We start from the raw sequence: 18,290 nt of genomic DNA, 5'->3' as shown, positions 1-18,290 counted from the left end.
GCGAAGCCCCCCGCGTGTACTGGTGCGAGCAGGCGTGGTTGCCCGACGGCGTCACCGACGGCGTGCTCATCGAGATCGAAGGCGCCAGGATCGCGCGCATCGGCCAGGGCCCGCCGGGCTCCGCCGAGCGGCTGGCAGGGCTCACCATCCCCGGCCTGGCCAACGCCCACTCCCACGCCTTCCACCGCGCGCTGCGCGGCAGCGCCCAGGAGGGCAAGGGCGACTTCTGGACCTGGCGCGAGCGGATGTACACGGTGGCCGCCAAGCTCGACCCCGACTCCTACCTCCGCCTGGCCAGGGCCGTCTACGCCGAGATGGCGCTGGCCGGGGTGACGTGCGTGGGCGAGTTCCACTACCTGCACCACGCCGAGGACGGCCACCCATACGACGACCCCAACGCGATGGGCCACGCCCTCATCCAGGCCGCCCGCGACGCCGGCCTGCGCATCGCGCTGCTCGACACCTGCTACCTGTCCGGAGGCATCGGCGCGCCCCTGGCCGGTACGCAGCTGCGCTTCACCGACGGCGACGCCGAAGGCTGGGACGCCAGGGCGGAGGAGCTGGCGGCGGCGTACGAAGGGCAGCCCGACGTGGAGATCGGCGCGGCCGTGCACTCCGTGCGCGCGGTGCCGCCCGAGCAGATGCCGGTCGTGGCCGAGTTCTCCCACCGCAACGCGGCGCCCCTGCACGTGCACGTCTCGGAGCAGCAGGCGGAGAACACCGCGTGCGTCGAGATGTACGCGGCCACGCCCGTCCAGGTGCTGCACGAGCGGGGGGTGCTGGGGCCGCGCTCGACCGCTGTGCACGCCACCCACCTGGCCGACGTGGACATCGAGCTGCTCGGCCAGTCGGGCTCCTACGTCTGCATGTGCCCCACCACCGAACGCGACCTCGCCGACGGCGTCGGCCCAGCCCGGGCGGCGGCCGACCGCGGGGCGTCCATCACGCTCGGCTCCGACAGCCACGCCGTGATCGACCTGTTCGAGGAGGCCAGGGCGGTCGAGCTGGACGAGCGGCTGGCCAGCCACAAGCGCGGCCACTGGCGCGCCGACGAGCTGCTCGCCGCCGCCACCGTCACGGGCCACACCTCGCTCGGCTTCCCCGGCGCGGGCCTGCTCGTGCCGGGCGCGTGGGCCGACCTGGTGTCCGTACGGCTCGACTCCGTGCGCACGGCGGGCGCGCGCGGGCTGGAGGCGGTGGTGTACGCGGCCACGGCGGCCGACGTGCACGCGGTCGTCTCCGGCGGCCGGCGCGTGGTCACCGAGGGCCGCCACCTGCTCGGCGACGTCGGTCCCATGCTCAGCGAGGCGATCGGCGCCCTGCGGTGACCTCCCGGATCTCGGCGATGGCCGACCGGACCCCCGCGATGAACGCCCTGATCTCCGCGGTGACCGCTCGCATCCCTGTGGTGACCGCCCGGGCCGGATCCCGGCGATGTCCCCAGAGCGCAGCCCTGCGACGACCGCGTTGATCGGCACCTGGCGAAGACCGACCACTCAGGAGGAACCCATGACGGGCACGACGCTGATCGACGGGATCAGGCTCCTGTACACCGGCGACCCGGAACGCGAGGAGATCCCCGACGCGGCACTCGTCATCGACAACGGCCTGCTCGCCTGGGCCGGGCCCGCGAGCCGGGCGCCCGACGCCGACGAGCGCGTGGACGCCGGGGGCAGGGCCGTCATCCCTGGCTTCGTCGACAGCCACGCCCACCTGGTCTTCGCCGGCGACAGGACCGCCGAGTTCCAGGCCCGCATGTCCGGCGAGCCCTACACCGGTGGAGGCATCAGGACGACGGTCGCCGCCACCCGCGGGGCCGGCGACGCCGAGCTGGCCACCCGCGCCTTCGGCCTGGTGAACGAGATGCTCGCCCAGGGCACGACCACCGTGGAGATCAAGAGCGGGTACGGCCTGTCTGTCGAGGACGAGCGCCGCTGCCTGGAGCTCGCCACCGTGCTGACCGACGAGACCACCTTCCTCGGCGCGCACGTCGTGCCCTCCGGCATGGACGCCGACGCGTACGTGCGGCTCGTCGCCGGGGAGATGCTCGAAGCGTGCGCCCCCTACGCGAAGTGGGTGGACGTGTTCTGCGAGCGCGGGGCGTTCGACGGTGACCAGACGCGGGAGATCCTGACGGCGGGCGTGAAGGCGGGGCTCGGGGCGCGGGTGCACGCCAACCAGCTGACCGAGGGGCCGGGCGTGCGGATAGCCTGCGAGATCGGCGCCGCCTCCGCCGACCACTGCACCCACCTCACGCCGGCCGACGTGGACGCGCTGGCCTCCTCCGGCACCGTGGCGACGCTGCTGCCCGGGGCGGAGTTCTCCACGCGGTCGCCGTACCCGGACGCGCGGCGGCTGCTCGACGCGGGAGCGACGGTGGCGCTGGCGACCGACTGCAACCCGGGGTCGTCGTTCACGTCGTCGATGGCGTTCTGCGTGGCGCTGGCCGTACGCGAGATGCGGATGACGCCGCTGGAGGCGATCAGGGCGGCCACGTACGGCGGGGCACGCGCACTCCGGCGTACGGACGTAGGCTGGTTGCGGCCCGGAGCCCGCGCGGACATCGTCATCCTCGACGCCCCGTCTTATGTGCATCTCGCCTACAGACCTGGCGTTCCCCTTGTCCACCAGGTGTTTCACAACGGTCTCCTCCTTGAGGAGGACATCCAGAACCCTCCCTCGGACGTAGTGCTTTAGGGAATCTTTGCCTCTGGCCGGACGTTGGCCCGGTAGGGAACGCAGCTGCGGGAACGAGGTGCCTGGGGATGGCAAGGCCTACGGGGAGTCGCACGCAAGAGCAGCATGTCGCCGATCGCGACCTGCTGGGGACCTATCTGGCCGAGATCGGCCGGGTCCCGCTGCTCACGGCGGAAGAAGAGGTGGAGCTCGCCAAGCGGATAGAGGCGGGACTCTTCGCCGAGCAGTTGCTCGACAGCGGGGGCTCGGAGCCGCGCATCGGGGACGCGGCGGACGAGGAGCTGGAGCGCCTGGCCATTTCCGGCCAGCGGGCGAAAGACGAGTTCATCCAGGCCAACCTGCGCCTGGTGGTGGCGGTGGCCAGGAAATACTCCGGCCGGGGGATGCCGCTCATCGATCTGGTGCAGGAAGGAAACCTGGGCCTGGTCCGGGCCGTGGAGAAGTTCGACTACCGGCGGGGCTACAAGTTCTCCACCTACGCGACGTGGTGGATCAGGCAGTCGGTGGGGCGGGCCATCCACGAGCAGGCGCGGCCGGTGCGGCTGCCCACGCACGCGGGCGAGCAGATGACCCGGTTGATGCGCGTGCGGCGCGACATCCTGGCGGAGTTCGACGCCGAGCCGACCGACGACGACCTGGCCGAGATCCTCGACCTGCCGATCGAGCGGGTGCGGGAGCTGCGGCGGTGGGCGTCCGATCCGGTCTCGCTCCAGCTCGGGGTGGGCGACGAGGACGAGACCGAGCTGGGCGACATGATCGCCGATGAGACGTGGGCGGATCCCGAGCAGCAGGCCATCGACATCCTGGAGCGGGAGCGGCTGAACGAATGGCTGACCGGGCTCGAGGGCGTCACCAGCGAGATGCTGCGCTGGCGCTACGGCCTGCTCGACGGCCGTGAGCACACGCTCACGGAGGTCGGTGAGCGTTACGGCATCGGCCGCGACCGCGCCCGCCGCATCGAGCGCGACGCGCTGGCCCGCCTGCGCAAGATGGCCACCGCCGCCGCCTGAGTGCCGCCGCCCGAAGCGTGATGACGCACACCGCCACGGCCTTGCGGCGCCGTCGCGTGTTGCGCGACGATCGGGCCGCATCCCAGGTCCACGGCGAGTCCAGCGGGCCGGAGGCACGCAGTGCGGCGCCCGGCCCGAGGGGGTTCCCCAAAGCTTGTTCTGACACGACGGCGCGCGGGCGGCATGCGGGCGGTGTGCGGGAGGCCAGGTGATGCGGGGGGCGTCAGATGATGCGGGGGCGTCCGTACGGTCATGGGCGCATAGGGTCGGGGCATGCATGTGGAGACGTTGCGCCGCTATCCCGTCAAGTCGATGCTGGGCGAGGAGGTCGTGCGGAGCGAGGTGGCCGAGCGCGGGCTCGCGGGGGATCGGGCGCGGGCGGTGCTCGACGTCACCACGGGCAAGATCGCGAGCGTGAAGAACCCGCGGCTCTGGCGTGGCCTGCTGACCATCGAGGGCGCCCGCGTCCCCGGTGACGAGGAGCTGTCGCGGAGGCTCGGGCGCGAGGTGCGGGTGATCGACGTGCCGCCGGCGGACGCCGAGTTCGAACGGTCGGTGCCGGAGCAGGTGCTGGCCGAGGGGATCGAGGCCGAGGTGTCCCACACCGTCGGCACACTCGGCGGGGCATCACCGGGCGGCACGTTCTTCGACTTCGCCCCGATCCACCTGATCTCCACCTCCGCCGTGGCGCGGATCGGCGCGCTCAGCCCGCGCGGGCACGTCGAGGCCGTCCGCTACCGTCCCAACCTCGTGATCGCGACGGACGCGGAGGGTTTTCCCGAGAACGCCTGGACGGGCCGGGAGCTGCACGTCGGCGACGAGGTGGTGCTGAAGGTCATCGTGACCACCCCTCGCTGCGCCGTGCCGACGCTGGCGCACGGGCCGCTGGAGCGCGACACCGAGGCGCTGCGCACCGTGGCCAGGCACAACCGGGTGCCGGTGTTCGACATGGGGCCGCAGCCGTGCGCGGGGGTCTACGCGCAGGTGCTGCGGCCCGGCCAGGTCAGGAAGGGCGACCGGGTGCGCCTCGGACGGGTCACGTCATCGACGTAGATTCCGGTCCGGTGCCAGGGTGCGCTTCGGACCTGTCACGACGTGGATGTAGATTCCGTCGGGTGCCAGGGTGCGCCCCCGGGCCTGTCACACCAGCGGGGTGAGGTGCTCGTCCAGATCGTCGAGGATCTTGCCGGCGGCCGTGACGCCGATGCCGGTCATCCAGATCTCGTCGTCCACGTGGTGGGCGTTGCCCGACGTGACGGCCTTCAGGTTCTTCCACAGCGGACCGGCGGTGACCGTGGCCTGTGACTTGGCGGCGGCATCGCCGTACGCGCTGTAGAAGATCGCGTCACCGTCGGCCTTGGCGATGTTCTCCTGGCTCAGCTTGCCGAAGCGCTTGTCGTCCTGGCCGGCCAGTTGCTGCGCCTCGGGCCGCGGGATGGCCGCGTCGCCCAGCACGATGCCGCTGAACGACTCGGGCCCGTACATCCGGATCTCGGTGGGCATGAAGCGCACGATGCTCACCTCCAGCTTCGAGAACTTCGCCCCCACCTGCTCGGCCCGTGTCTCGTAGTCCGACAGCAGCCGCGTGGCCTGTTCCTTCTTGCCCAGCGCCTCCGCGTCGAGCAGGAAGTTCTCCTTCCAGGTGATGCCGACGCGATCGGTGAAGACGGTGGGCGCGATCTTGCTGAGCTTGTCGTAGAAGGGGGCCTGCCGGAACTTGGAGCCGAGGATGAGGTCTGGTTTCAGGGCCATGATGGCCTCGATGTTCAGCTCCTGGAGGGTGCCCACCGCCTTGGTGGACTTGAGTGCGGGGCCGAGGTATTCGGGCCAGGTCTGGTTCTGGGCGGCCTGCGCGGCGCCGACGGGCGTGAGGCCGAGCGAGATCATGGTGTCGAGCTTGTCGGTGTCGAGCACCACCACCCGCTTGGGGGTCATGGGCACCTTGGTCTCGCCCATGGCGTGCTTGACGGTCCGCGTGGGACCGGCCTGCTGTGAGGAGGTGGAACTACCGCAGGCGACGAGGGCGAAGGAGAGCGCGGCGGCGAGGGCCAGGCGGAGACGCATGGGCATTCCTTGATCGTTTAGGTTAGGCAAGCCTAAGTATTCCACGCTCCGATAGTGCGATGCCGAAACCGTGCCTGTGAGAAGGCCGAAACGTGCCAGAAACACCCGTACGGCGAGATTCACGAATGTGAAACACACCTGGTCGAGCCACGAAACCCCGGCCGAACACGCTGTGGCCACACGTCACATGTAAGGAGGGTCGCGTCGTGAAGATCGATAGCGGCACGACTGCCTGGATGCTCACAGCCGCCGCAATGGTGCTGTTGATGACTCCGGGCCTCGCGTTCTTCTACGGGGGCATGACCAGGGCCAAGAGTGTCCTGAACATGATGATGATGTCGTTCGGCGCCATCGTCACCGTCACCATCACCTGGATGCTCTTCGGGCACTCGCTGGCCTTCACCGACAACCCCAGCTCGGCCCTCAACACCTTCGTCGGCGGCTTCGACGCCCTGGGCCTGCAGAGCCTGGTCGACACCGCCACCGCGGACGACGGCACCGGCATGCCGAGCCTCGTCTTCTCCATGTTCCAGATGACCTTCGCCATCATCACCGTCGCGCTGATCAGCGGCGCGATCGCGGACAGGGCGAAGTTCGGGGCGTGGATGCTCTTCACCGTCATCTGGGCCACGGTCGTCTACTTCCCGGTCGCGCACTGGGTGTGGGGCACCGGCTGGCTCAACACCATGGGCATCGAGGACTTCGCCGGCGGCACCGTCGTGCACATCAACGCCGGAGCCGCGGCGCTCGCGCTCGCTCTCGTGCTCGGCAAGCGGCAGGGCTGGCGCAAGGAGCCGATGCGGCCGCACAACCTGACGTTGGTGCTGCTCGGCGCCGCCCTGCTGTGGTTCGGCTGGTTCGGCTTCAACGCCGGCTCGGAGCTCGCGGTCGACGGCACGGCCGGCCTGGCCTTCCTGAACACGCAGGTCGCCACCGCGGTCGCCGTGGGCGCCTGGCTCGTCGTGGAGAAGCTGCGCGACGGGCACGCCACCAGCCTGGGCGCCGCCTCCGGCGCGGTCGCCGGTCTGGTCGCCATCACCCCGGCCTGTGGTTTCGTCGACCCGTGGGCGGCGATGGTCATCGGCCTGCTGGCCGGCGCGATCTGCGCCTACGCCGTGGGCCTGAAGTACAAGCTCGGCTTCGACGACTCCCTCGACGTGGTCGGCGTGCACCTCGTCGGCGGCGTGGTCGGCGCCGTCTCCCTGGGCTTCCTGGCCGCCTACCCCTTCCTGGAGCAGCAGAGCGAAGGCCTGTTCTACGGCGGCGGCGTCGGCCAGCTGGGCCTGCAGGTGCTCGGTCCCGTCGCGGTCGGCGGCTACTCCTTCATCCTCACCTGGATCATCGGCAAGATCATCGACAGGACGATGGGCTTCCGCGTCTCCACCGAGGACGAGGTCACCGGCGTCGACATCACCACCCATGCCGAGACCGGCTACGACCTCGGCACCGTTCACGCCTCCGGCGTGAGCTCGCCCAACGGCCCCGTCACCGCTCCCGCGACGAAGAAGGTGGACGCATGAGGCTCATCACGGCGATCGTCAAGCCCTTCAAGCTGGACGACGTCAAGGCCGCCCTCGAGCAGTTCGGCATCAAGGGCATGACGGTCAGCGAGGCGAGCGGCTACGGCCGGCAGCGCGGCCACACCGAGGTCTACCGCGGCGCCGAATACCAGGTCGACCTGGTGCCGAAGGTCAGGATCGAGGTCCTCGCGGAAGAGGATGACACCGAGGACGTGATCGACGTCATCGTCAAGGCCGCGCACACCGGCAAGATCGGTGACGGCAAGGTCTGGTCCGTGCCCGTGGACACCGTCATCCGCGTGCGCACGGGAGAGAGGGGCCCGGAGGCCCTGTGAGGAAACCCAGGCGACGCCCGGACGACGGGGTCCGGGCGGAGCTCGGCAAGGGGGCGCAGGAGTGAGGGGCGAGGCCCGTTCGTACGCCGCGGCGCGCAAGGAGCGGGCCGCGGACACCGACCGCTGGCTCAGGGATCTCTTCCGCACGGCCAGCGACGGCCAGCACGTCTCGCTGGTCGCCGTCGGAAGCCTGGGCAGGGGCGAGCTGGCCCCCGGCAGCGACCTCGACCTCGTCCTGCTGCACAAAGGGCGGGCCGACGTCGCCAGGATCGCCGACCGGATCTGGTATCCGATCTGGGACTCGGCGGTCAACCTGGACCATTCGGTCCGCACCGTCGAGGAGGCGGTGACCGTCGCCCGGCAGGACCTGAAGGCCGTGCTCGGCCTCATCCAGGCCAGGCACGTGGCGGGCGATCCCGAGCTGACCCGCAAGGCCAGGGAGGCGGTGCTCGCCGAGTGGCGGGCCGACTCCCGGCGCCGGCTCGGGGAGTTGCGCGCCGCCGCAGACCAGCGGGCCCGCGCCAGCGGCGAGCTGGCCTTCCTCCTCGAACCCGATCTGAGGGACGGCCGCGGCGGGCTCCGCGACGTCCAGGCCATGCAGGCGGTGTCCGCCGCCTGGGTCGCCTCGGCGCCCGGCCCCCGGGCGCGAGAGGCGTACGAGCTCATCCTCGACGTGCGGCACGCGCTGCACGTCGTCACCGGCCGTGGCACCGACCGGCTGGTGTTGCAGGAGCAGGACGCGGTGGCCGGGTTGCTCGGCCTGCTCGACGCCGAGGCGCTGATGCGCAGGCTCGCCGAGGCGGGCCGCACCATCTCCCACGCGTTCGACGCCACCTGGCGCACCGTTGACAGGCTCCTGTCAGGCCCCGCTCCCCGGGGCCGCCGCCCGCTGGCGGACGGCGTGGTCGAGCACGGCGGCGAGGTGGTGCTCGCCCGGGGGGTCGACCCGCGCAAGGACCCCGTCCTGGTGTTGCGGGCCGCCGCCGCGGCGGCGGACTCGGGGCTGCCGCTCGCCCCCGCCACGGTGTCCGTTCTGGCTGCTCAGTCGCCGCCGATGCCGGTGCCGTGGCCCGAGGAGGCGCGCGACGCGCTGGTGTCGGTCCTCGGCGCGGGCCGCGCCGCGGTGCCCGTGTGGGAGGAGCTCGACCAGGCGGGCATCCTTGTCAAGCTGCTTCCTGACTGGGAGCGTGTACGCCACCGTCCGCAGCGCAATCCGATCCACCGGTTCACGGTCGACCGGCACCTGATCGAGGCCGCCGCGAACGCCGCCAGCCACACCCGCGAGGTCTCCCGTCCCGATCTCCTGCTGATCGGGGCGCTGCTGCACGACATCGGCAAGGGGTGGCCCGGCGACCACTCGGCGACCGGCGAGGTCGTGGTCCGCGACATCGCCACCCGCATCGGCCTGCCCGCATCCGACGTGGAGATCCTCGCGACCGTCGTCCGCCACCACCTGCTGCTGCCGGAGACCGCCACCCGCAGGGACCTCGACGACCCCGTCACGATCGAGAAGGTCGCGGCCACGGTCGGCACGCGGGAGGTCCTCGACCTGCTGGCCGCGCTGGCGGTCGCCGACGGCAACGCGACCGGCCCTGCGGCGTGGAACGGCTGGAAGGCGGGGCTCGTCGCCGACCTCGTGCGCCGCGTCAGGTCCATGCTCGCCGGCTCGCCCCCGCCCAGGCCGCCCATGCTCTCGGCCGAGCAGGCCGCGCTCGCCCGGCACGGCGGCGGCGCCGTACGCGTCAACGGGGGAGCGGTCACGGTCGTCGCTCCCGACCGGGTGGGCCTGCTGTGGAGCGCCGCGGGCGTGCTCGCCGCGCACCGGCTCGTCGTACGCTCCGCCTCGGCCGCCTCCGCGGGGTCCACGGCCGTGATCGAGTTCTCCGTCATCCCCGAGTACGGCTCGCCGCCCGACCCCGCGACGCTGGAGGCCGATCTCCGTCTCGTCCTTGCTGGGCGCCTTGACATCGAGCAGCGGCTGGCCCGCCGTACGCGCTCCATGAGGCCGCCTCGCGTGCCCGTCGCCCCACCCCGCGTGACGTTGGTGGACGATGCTTCCGCGACCGCCACCGTGGTGGAAGTCAGGGCCCATGACAGGCCGGGGCTGCTGTGGCGCATTGGACGGGCGTTCGGTGAGTGCGGTCTTGACGTGAGGGCCGCCCGCGTGGAGACTCTCGGCGCGGAGGCGGTGGACGTCTTCTACGTAGTGGATCGCGCCGGTCGCTCCCTCAGCGGCGACGCGCAGAGGGCTCAAGTCCGCGATCAAGTGCTTGCCGCACTGAGATAACCAACAGCACACGACTGGCGGACATCTTTGTAACAATGGTGTCCGAAATGCCTGGTAAGTCGGATGCTGTGGATACCTTGTGGACGGCTTGAGGGCCCGTTGACTGAGGGGACGATTGAGGGGTAGCGGAAGCAGTGACTACGGGGAACTCCGGCGGCCCAGCCGCGCAGCGAGACCGCGAACGGCGGTCACTGCCTCGCTTCGGCTTGCGCAACTGGCGCGTGCGGTGGCGGCTCACCGCGCTCATCCTGGTGCCCACCATCGCCGGCGTCGTGCTCGGGGGAGCGCGCGTGGTCGAGTCGGTCCAGAGCATCGGCGTCTACGACCGCACGGCCATCGGCGCCGAGCAGTCCGGGCGCATCCGCGACCTCGTGCAGGCGATCGGGCTGGAGCGTGACACCGCCGGCTGGGCCGGCGCCGGCCGTGCCCTGCGCAAGAAGCTCGCCGCCCCGCTGGAGCAGCGCAAGGCCGCCGTCGACACGCTGGTCAAGGCCGTGCGGTCCGACCTCGACACGATGGACGCGTCTTACGGCCCCCGCATCGTCAAGGCCGCCGACCAGGCGAAATACGACCTGAGCCGGCTGGACCAGATCCGGGACGAGGGCCAGACCGACTCCGTCCGCTACGACTTCCTCACCGACACCCTGCTCAGGCTGCACGACGAGCTGAGCCTGCTGTCCGACGACTCGCAGATCATCGGCCAGTTCCGCGCGCTGAGCGCACTCGCGTCGGCCAAGGAGGAGATTTCCCGGCAGCGCGTCCAGCTGATCCAGGCCTCCTACAACACCCAGCGGGTGGGCGCCGAAGAGGTCGAGGCGTTCATCGCCTCCAACGCGCGCCAGCAGAGCGACATCGCCGCCGTCGGCGCGGAGGCCGGCCCCGACGTCGGGCTCGCCCTGTCCAGGCGGCTGACCGGCACCGAGGAATACGTCAACGTCCAGCTCACCAAGTCACGCGCGATCACGCTGGTCAGCGGCCGGTCGCCGGGCGCGCGGATCACCGAGAACCTGATCTCCGCCACGGGTGACCGCGAGCAGTGGTTCAAGCAGAACACGACCACCATCGAGGTGCTCCACGGGATCGAGGAGGACCTGGCGGGCAAGGTCGGCCTGCGCAGCCAGGAACTGCGCAGCGCCGAGATCCGCAACGCGGTCATCGCGGGAGTGCTCATCGTGGCGCTGCTGCTGCTCGTCCTGCTCCTCACCGTGGCCATCGCCCGGTCCATGGTCGGCCCGCTGCGCCGGCTGCGCACCGAGGCCCTGGAGATCGCCGGCTTCCGGCTCCCCGACGTGGTGCGGCGGCTGCGCGTCAGCGGTGACGGCTCCGTGGGCGAGGTACGCCCCATCGAGGTTGAGGGCAACGACGAGATCGGCGAGGTGGCCAGGGCCTTCGACCAGGTGCACCGGCAGGCCGTGCGGCTGGCGGGCGAGGAGGCCGAGCTGCGCAGCAACATCAGCTCGATGTTCGTCAACCTCTCGCGCCGGACCCAGACGCTGGTCGAGCGGCAGATCTCGCTGATCGACGGCCTGGAGAAGGGCGAGCAGGACGGTGGCCGGCTGGCCGACCTGTTCAAACTCGACCACCTGGCCACCCGCATGCGCCGCAACTCCGAGAACCTGCTGGTCCTGGCCGGCCACGAGGCCACCCGCCGCCGCAGCCAGCCGGCCAAGCTGGTCGACGTCGTACGCGCCGCGCTGTCGGAGGTCGAGGGCTACGAGCGTGTCCAGGTCAAGGTGCACCGGGCCACCTCGGTGGTCGGCAGCGCCGCCAACGACCTGGTCCACCTGGTCGCCGAGCTGGTCGAGAACGCCATCCAGTTCTCCCCGAACAACTCCCAGGTCACGGTGACCAGCAGCCTCATCGAGGGCGGCGGCGCGCTGGTGTCGGTGGCCGACACCGGCATCAGCATGACCGAGGAGGAACTGGCCGAGGCCAACCGCCGCCTGGCCGAGCCCCCGGTCGTGGACGTGTCGGTCTCCCGGCGCATGGGTCTGTTCGTGGTCGGCCGGCTGGCGCTGCGCCACGGCATCAGGGTGCAGCTCAGGAAGGGCGAGGGCGCGGGGCTGATCGCCATGGTGCTGCTGCCGCCGGCGCTGATCGCCGACGGCGCGCAGCAGCCGCTGCCGCAGCGGCCGGCGTTCGGCGGCGGGACCGTGCCAGGTCAGGCGGGTGTGCCCGGTCAGGCGGGTGTGGCTGGCCAAGCGGGTGTGCCTGGTCAGGTCGGTGTGCCCGGTCAGGCGGTTCAGCCCACCTCGAACGGGACGTTCCGGTCGTTCGGCAGCTTCGGCTCCTTCGACCCGGACTCCCTCCGCCCGGGCGCCAACGGCAGGGCAGCAGGAGTGCCCCGGTCCGGCGCGGGCGCGTACGACAGCGCGCCGGGAGCGCCAGGGCCCGCGTTCGGGACGCACCCGTCCGATCCCGGCAGGGCGGGCGTCAACGGCTTCACCGCCGACACCGACGGCGGTTCCTACCGCAGGCAGCCGGCCTCGTTCGACTCCGGGACCTACCCGTCGTACCCGAGCAAGGGGTCTCCGCCATCCGGAAATGGCGCGTTCCAGACGCCGCCGCCCTCGTCGTATTCCACGAACGACGTGCGCAGGCCGGACCTGGTCCCTTCGGTCGACGTGTCGCCGGTGGGGCAGGAGCAGGAAGAGTTCCTGCCGATCTTCGCGTCGGTGGAGTCGGCCTGGTTCCGCAGGCCGCCCGAGGAGCAGGCGGCGCAGGCGGAGGGCGGCGGTGATGCCACGCCGGCGCAGGCCGTACGCTCTGGGGAGGAAGCGTGGCGAACGGCCGCTGACGCCGGTTGGCAGGCGGCGGCCGCCGCGAGCGAGCCGAGTCTCGGCGGGATCACCGCCGCCGGGCTTCCGAAGCGCACCCCCAAGGCGAATCTGGTCCCCGGCACGGCGGCCGGCCAGGCGGCACAGCAACATCAGCCGCCACGGCCGGCCTCCGCGCAACCGGTCTCCGCAGACCGGATGCGCAGCCGGATGGCCGGTTTCCAGCAGGGTGTGCGACGGGCCCGCCAGGAAGTACGTGGACAGGAGGAACAAGAGTGAGTAAGCGTCCCGCTGGGGAGGATGCGTGACAACCCTTAGCCATGAGGCACATCGCTTCGACTGGCTGATCACCGACTTCGTCCGCAACACGCCAGGTGTGGCGCACGCCGTCGTCGTCTCAGCCGACGGTCTGTGCCTGGCGGCGTCGGAGGGCTTCCCACCTGACAGGGCCGACCAGCTCGCCGCGGTCTCCGCGGGCCTGCTGAGCCTGACGGTGGGCGCGTCCAGGGTCTTCGAGGGCGGGTCGGTGACGCAGACCGTCGTCGAGATGCAGCGTGGCCTGCTCCTGGTCATGGCGATCAGCGACGGTTCCGTGCTCACGGTGCTGGCCGCGCCCGACTGCGACATGGGGCTCGTGGCCTATCAGATGACGCTGCTGGTGGACAGGGCGGGACAGGCGCTCACGCCGGCCCTGCGCGCGGAGCTCCAGGCGGCCAGGACGCGGTGATGTGATGGAACTGATGGGAGAGGGTCGTGTACGGCGTTGACGGGACCGGGGACGACGAGCCCTTGTTCCGCCCTTACGCGGTGACCGGCGGACGATCCGAGCCCCGCTATCACCTCGCGATGGAGACGTTGATCTCGTCGATGTCGATCCCGGACGACGAGATGGCCCTGCTCACCCCCGAGCAGGAGGCCATCATGCAGCTGTGCAGGACGTTCCGGTCGGTCGCCGAGATCTCGGCCCTGCTCCGCGTCCCGCTGGGCGTCGCCAGGGTGCTCGTGGCGGACATGTCCGATGAAGGGCTTGTCCGCCTGCACCAGCCCCACCTCAGCGAGGGACAGCCAGACCTCAACATGCTCGAAAGGGTGCTCAGTGGACTACGCAGGCTCTAGCCCCGGCCTCACGTCGACCAAGATCGTCGTCGCGGGTGGGTTCGGCGTCGGCAAGACGACGTTCGTGGGGGCGGTGTCCGAGATCCTCCCGCTCACGACGGAAGCGGTGATGACCGACGCGTCCGCGGGCATCGACGACCTCGGTCTGACGCCCCACAAGCAGACCACGACCGTGGCGATGGACTTCGGCCGGCTGTCGCTGGATCGTGACCTGATCCTCTATCTGTTCGGCACCCCCGGGCAGCACCGGTTCTGGTTCATGTGGGACGACCTGGTGCGCGGAGCCATCGGCGCGGTGGTGCTGCTCGACACCCGCCGCCTGGCCGACAGTTTCCCGGCCATCGACTACTTCGAAGAGGCCAAGCTGCCGTTCGTGATCGGTATCAACGGCTGGGAGGGCCAGTTCCCGCACTCCGACCAGGAGGTCAGGGAGGCGCTGGCGCTGTCGCCGCAGGTGCCGATCGTGCGCACCGACGCCCGCAACCGCGAGGCGGTCAAGTCGACGCTGATCTCGCTGGTCGAGCACGTCGTGCGGCTGCGCTCCGCTCCCGTGCGCTAGTGCTCCAGCCGGCTCCACGGCACGTCGATGAGCGAGTTGAGCACCGGCACGAGCTGCTCCTCCTCATAGGCGAAGTGCGACTCGAGCTCGCCGGCGATGCGGTCGAGCGCCGCGGCTCCGGAGGCTGCCCTCAGCCCTTCGGCCAGCTTGGCGACCACGGCGTGCTCGCTCCGCAACCGGTCGAGAGGCTCCTTCAGCCCCTGGCCGGCAACCGTACGGTGTACCGTACGAACGTGACCGTTGAGTATCCGGGAAAGGGCGACCCCGCGCGCAGCCTCGCGCTGCTCTGGCGCACCAGCGAGCGGGCCAGCCGCAAGGGCAAGCCAGAGCTGAGCGTCGACCGCATCGCCCGGGCCGCCATCGAGGTGGCCGACGCGGAGGGCCTGCAGGCGTTGTCCATGCGGCGCGTGGCCGAGCGGCTGGGCGTCGGGACGATGTCGCTCTACACGTACGTGCCCGGCAAGCCCGAGTTGCTCGACGTCATGCTGGACACCGTCTACGGCGAGACCGCCAGGCCGGAGGACGTGCCCGGCGGCTGGCGGAGCCGGCTGGAGCAGATCGCCAGGGCGAACTGGGCCCTCTACCTGCGCCACCCCTGGCTGCTGCAGGTGGCGACGAGCCGCCCCGTGCTCGGCCCCAACGTCACCGCGAAATACGAATACGAGCTGCGCGCGATCGACGGGATAGGTCTGACGGACCTGGAGATGGACTCGGTGATCACGCTGATCACCGGGTTCGTGCACGGCGCGGCCAGGGGCGCGGTGGAGGCCGCCCAGGCCGAGACCCGGACGGGCATGACCGACGAGCAGTGGTGGGCCGCGCACTCGCCCTTCTTCGGCAGGATCGCCGACGTCGACCGCTATCCCACGGCGACCCGGGTGGGGCAGGCGGTGGGGGAGGAGCTCAACGCGGCCTACAACCCCGAGCACGCCTTCGCGTTCGGCCTCCAGCGGGTGCTCGACGGCATCGAGGCTCTGGTGGCCGGCCGCGCCCCCGGACCGTGAGGGCCGGTCGGTCTGGCCTTGCAAGTGTGTCGGGCCAGGGGGCGGGAGCCGATCTGGTGGCTGAGCGGATCAACGGCCGGCTGATCGGTGTCGAGGCCAAGGCCACGGATGCCGTCGACCTCAAGGACTTCAAGGGCTTGACCATGTTCAGAAACACACTAGGAGAGCAGTTCGTCAACGGGTTCGTGCTGCACACAGGGAGACGGCCGCTCGCATTCGATGATCGGCTGACGGCGCTGCCGATCAGCGCGTTGTGGGACAGATAGCGCTACGGTTTCCTGCCACCGTGCCTGGTTCCTCGTTCAGGCTGGTCGTGGGTGCCGGTAGAACTCCACCCGCTCCGGGGCCAACGGAGTGTTGCCGAGGATGAGGTCGGCCGACTTCTCGGCGAGCATCATGACCGGGGCATAGATGTTGCCGTTGGTGACGTACGGCATGGCCGAGGCGTCAACGACGCGCAGCCCGTCCAGGCCGTGGACGCGCATGGTCTCCGGGTCCACCACCGCCATGTCGTCGGTGCCCATCTTGCAGGTGCAGGAGGGGTGGAGCGCGGTCTCGGCGTCCCTGGCCACCCAGTCGAGGATCTCCTCGTCGCTCTGCACGGCGGGGCCGGGGGAGAGCTCGCCGGCGTCGAGGCCGGCCCAGGCAGGCTGGGCCAGGATGGTCCTGGCGTGCCTGACGGCCTCCACCCACTCGCGGCGGTCCTGGTCGGTGGAGAGGTAGTTGAAGCGCAGGGCCGGCTTCTGGCGGGGGTCGGCCGACCTGATCCGCACCGAGCCCCTGGCGTCGGAGTACATCGGGCCGATGTGCACCTGGTAGCCGTGGCCGCCGGCCGGGGCCGTGCCGTCGTAGCGGACCGCGATCGGCAGGAAGTGGAACATCAGGTTCGGGTACGCCACGTCGTCGTTGGAGCGGATGAAGCCGCCGGCCTCGAAGTGGTTGGTGGCGCCAGGGCCGCTCCTGCGGAAGAGCCAGTCGGCGCCGATGAAGGGCCTGCGCCATCTGGCCAGGGACGGCTGCTGCGAGACCGGCCGCCTGCAGCCGTGCTGGACGTACACCTCCAGGTGGTCCTGGAGGTTCTCGCCCACGCCGGGAAGGTCGTGCACCATTCTCACGCCCAGGGGCTCCAGCAGGTCACGCGGGCCGACACCTGACAGGTGCAGGAGCTGGGGGGTGTTGACGGCGCCGGCGCTCAGGATGACCTCGCCCGCCTCGATACGCTCGCCGTCACACCGCACGCCGACGGCCCTGGTGCCGTCGAAGAGCACGCGCTCCACGAACGCGCGGGTTCTGACCGTGAGGTTGCGCCGGTGGCGTACCGGGTGCAGGTAGGCGCGGGCCGCACTGAGCCGGCGGCCGCGGTGGACGTTGCGGTCGAAGGCGGCGAAGCCCTCCTGGCGGTAGCCGTTCACGTCGTCGGTCAGCGGGTGGCCGGCCTGCTGCACCGCCTCGAAGAAGGCATCGAAGAGCGGGCCGCGGGCCGGGCCGCGTTCGAGCTTCAGCGGGCCGTCGCCGCCGCGGAAGTCCGTGCCGGGCTCGGCCAGGCAGGTCTCCATGCGCTTGAAGTAGGGCAGGCAGTGCGCGTAGTCCCAGTGCTCCATGCCGGGATCGGCGGCCCAGCGCTCGTAGTCGAGCGGGTTGCCGCGCTGGAAGATCATGCCGTTGATGCTGCTGGAGCCGCCCAGCACTTTGCCGCGGGCGTGGTAGACGCGGCGGCCGCGCATGTGCGGCTCGGGCTCGGACGCGTATTTCCAGTCGTAGAAGCGGCTGCCGATCGGGAACATCAGCGCGGCCGGCATGTGGATGAACACGTCCCACAGATAGTCGGGCCTGCCCGCCTCCAACACCAGCACGGACGTCGAGGGGTCGGCGCTGAGCCGGCCGGCCAGGGCGCAGCCCGCGCTGCCACCGCCCACGATGACGTAGTCGTACCTCAACGGGGAATCCAGTCCTTCCACACGATCTTGTTCTCCGCGACCCACCGCTCGGCCGCCTGCTCGGCGGTCATCTTCTCGTTGATCATGTCACTGGCCACGGTGTTCTGGTCGTCGTTGGTCCAGCTGAAGTTGCGGACCAGCTCGTACGCCTGCCCGCCGGTCTCCGCGAACCGCCGGCTGACGATCTTGTCGAGCAGGTAGGGAGGGTAGTCGCAGGCGATCGTGGCCGGGACCTCGTCGCAGCCCACCGCGTACGGGGGCAGCGCGACCTTGACGAGTTTGACCTTGGTGAACAGCCATTGCGGTTCGTAGAAATACATGAGCAAGGGCGTGCGATTTCTCGTCGCGGACTGGGCCGCCTTGATCAACGCCTCCTCGCTGCCGGAGTAGACGACTTTGTAGTTGAGGCTGAGGTTCTCGACGAGTGTCTCGTCGTTGGTCACGAACGTCGGATCGCCGTCCAGGATCTGCCCGGCATTTCCCGTCTTGGCGGTGCGGAAGAGGTGTGCGTATTTATTGAGGTTTCGGTAGTCCGTAATGTCGGGATATTTCTTGGCCATCCACTCGGGGACGTACCAGCCGATCACTCCCTTGTTCCCCGTGAGACCGGCCGACAGAGCGACCTTCTTCTCCTCGATGAACTCTTTCTTCAGATCGTTGTGCCCCCAGTTCTCGACGATCACGTCCACCTTGCCGGATTCGAAGTCGCGCCAGGATTGTTCCTCCGCCGCCTTGCGCGTCTTCACCGCGTATCCGAGCTCGTGCTTGAGCAGGTACGCCAGCACGGCCGCCTGGGCCTCGTAGCCCACCCAGGCGTGGACGTCGATGGCGACCGTCCCCTTGGACGCGGTGGCCGAGTCGGGCTCCCCGGTGGAGCAGGCCGCCAGGAGCAGGGCCGCGACCAGCGGCCCGACGAGCGTCTTCGTTCGCATCAGAGGTCTCCGTGCCCGGGCCCCGCGTGCCGGGGCCCGGGTCGTCGAGGGG

The 18,290-nt window shown here is 70.6% G+C and carries 17 protein-coding genes; 13 read left to right on the top strand and 4 right to left on the bottom strand.

Annotation, left to right across the window (positions count from 1 at the left end):
• Positions 1-14 precede the first annotated feature (14 nt).
• From E1294_RS19230 to E1294_RS19215, 4 genes are all read left to right on the top strand, one after another.
• Positions 15-1,328: a formimidoylglutamate deiminase gene (locus tag E1294_RS19230; RefSeq protein WP_132509959.1), complete on the top strand. Its 1,314-nt coding sequence runs from the start codon at positions 15-17 to the stop codon at positions 1,326-1,328.
• Between the two features lie 181 nt (positions 1,329-1,509).
• On the top strand, positions 1,510-2,697 hold the full coding sequence (gene hutI / locus E1294_RS19225) for an imidazolonepropionase (protein WP_132509945.1): 1,188 nt from the start codon (positions 1,510-1,512) through the stop codon (positions 2,695-2,697).
• 68 nt (positions 2,698-2,765) lie between these two features.
• Entirely contained in the window at positions 2,766-3,707 is a 942-nt protein-coding gene (locus E1294_RS19220; RefSeq protein ID WP_132509943.1) for a sigma-70 family RNA polymerase sigma factor, read from the top strand.
• Between the two features lie 273 nt (positions 3,708-3,980).
• Positions 3,981-4,760: an MOSC domain-containing protein gene (locus E1294_RS19215; RefSeq protein ID WP_165977371.1), complete on the top strand. Its 780-nt coding sequence runs from the start codon at positions 3,981-3,983 to the stop codon at positions 4,758-4,760.
• Between the two features lie 87 nt (positions 4,761-4,847).
• On the opposite strand, the gene E1294_RS19210 is transcribed toward E1294_RS19215, so the two are convergent.
• Entirely contained in the window at positions 4,848-5,771 is a 924-nt protein-coding gene (locus E1294_RS19210; protein ID WP_246083111.1) for an ABC transporter substrate-binding protein, read from the bottom strand.
• Positions 5,772-5,977: 206 nt separating this feature from the next.
• Here E1294_RS19210 and E1294_RS19205 point away from each other — a divergent pair, with 206 nt between their 5' ends.
• From E1294_RS19205 to E1294_RS19175, 7 genes are all read left to right on the top strand, one after another.
• Positions 5,978-7,291 (top strand): ammonium transporter, encoded by a 1,314-nt coding sequence (locus E1294_RS19205; protein ID WP_132509939.1) that lies wholly within the window; start codon positions 5,978-5,980, stop codon positions 7,289-7,291.
• A complete protein-coding gene (locus E1294_RS19200) occupies positions 7,288-7,626 on the top strand; it encodes a P-II family nitrogen regulator (RefSeq protein ID WP_132509937.1) in 339 nt (112 codons plus the stop codon). Before E1294_RS19205 ends, E1294_RS19200 begins: the two co-directional genes overlap by 4 nt.
• Positions 7,627-7,687: 61 nt before the next feature.
• A complete protein-coding gene (locus tag E1294_RS19195) occupies positions 7,688-9,913 on the top strand; it encodes a [protein-PII] uridylyltransferase (protein ID WP_132509935.1) in 2,226 nt (741 codons plus the stop codon).
• A gap of 206 nt (positions 9,914-10,119) precedes the next feature.
• Positions 10,120-12,969 (top strand): nitrate- and nitrite sensing domain-containing protein, encoded by a 2,850-nt coding sequence (locus E1294_RS19190; protein WP_165977370.1) that lies wholly within the window; start codon positions 10,120-10,122, stop codon positions 12,967-12,969.
• A gap of 25 nt (positions 12,970-12,994) precedes the next feature.
• Positions 12,995-13,417: a roadblock/LC7 domain-containing protein gene (locus E1294_RS19185; RefSeq protein ID WP_132330743.1), complete on the top strand. Its 423-nt coding sequence runs from the start codon at positions 12,995-12,997 to the stop codon at positions 13,415-13,417.
• A 26-nt stretch (positions 13,418-13,443) separates the two neighbouring features.
• Complete coding sequence (locus E1294_RS19180; RefSeq protein WP_132509931.1) at positions 13,444-13,806, top strand: DUF742 domain-containing protein; 363 nt, start codon at positions 13,444-13,446, stop codon at positions 13,804-13,806.
• Positions 13,787-14,365, top strand: coding sequence for a GTP-binding protein (locus E1294_RS19175; RefSeq protein WP_132509929.1), 579 nt, complete (start codon positions 13,787-13,789; stop codon positions 14,363-14,365). Before E1294_RS19180 ends, E1294_RS19175 begins: the two co-directional genes overlap by 20 nt.
• On the opposite strand, the gene E1294_RS19170 is transcribed toward E1294_RS19175, so the two are convergent.
• On the bottom strand, positions 14,362-14,541 hold the full coding sequence (locus E1294_RS19170) for a hemerythrin domain-containing protein (protein WP_132509927.1): 180 nt from the start codon (positions 14,539-14,541) through the stop codon (positions 14,362-14,364). The genes E1294_RS19175 and E1294_RS19170 overlap by 4 nt on opposite strands.
• Before the next feature lie 57 nt (positions 14,542-14,598).
• Between E1294_RS19170 and E1294_RS19165 the strand changes: the two genes are divergently transcribed.
• Positions 14,599-15,369, top strand: a complete 771-nt coding sequence (locus E1294_RS19165; protein ID WP_132509925.1) for a TetR/AcrR family transcriptional regulator — start codon at positions 14,599-14,601, stop codon at positions 15,367-15,369.
• 56 nt (positions 15,370-15,425) lie between these two features.
• A complete protein-coding gene (locus E1294_RS19160) occupies positions 15,426-15,635 on the top strand; it encodes a hypothetical protein (RefSeq protein ID WP_132509923.1) in 210 nt (69 codons plus the stop codon).
• A 36-nt stretch (positions 15,636-15,671) separates the two neighbouring features.
• Here E1294_RS19160 and betA read toward each other — a convergent pair whose 3' ends face one another.
• Positions 15,672-17,327 (bottom strand): choline dehydrogenase, encoded by a 1,656-nt coding sequence (betA, locus tag E1294_RS19155; RefSeq protein WP_246083110.1) that lies wholly within the window; start codon positions 17,325-17,327, stop codon positions 15,672-15,674.
• Positions 17,303-18,238 (bottom strand): ABC transporter substrate-binding protein, encoded by a 936-nt coding sequence (locus E1294_RS19150; protein WP_132509921.1) that lies wholly within the window; start codon positions 18,236-18,238, stop codon positions 17,303-17,305. Before E1294_RS19150 ends, betA begins: the two co-directional genes overlap by 25 nt.
• Positions 18,239-18,290: the final 52 nt, after the last annotated feature.

Origin of the sequence: Nonomuraea diastatica, assembly GCF_004349015.1 — a bacterium.
In the GTDB taxonomy this organism is placed as follows: Bacteria; Actinomycetota; Actinomycetes; order Streptosporangiales; family Streptosporangiaceae; genus Nonomuraea; species Nonomuraea diastatica.
The sequence above is the reverse complement of the archived record's forward strand: the minus strand, read 5'-3'. Positions and strand labels throughout refer to the sequence as shown.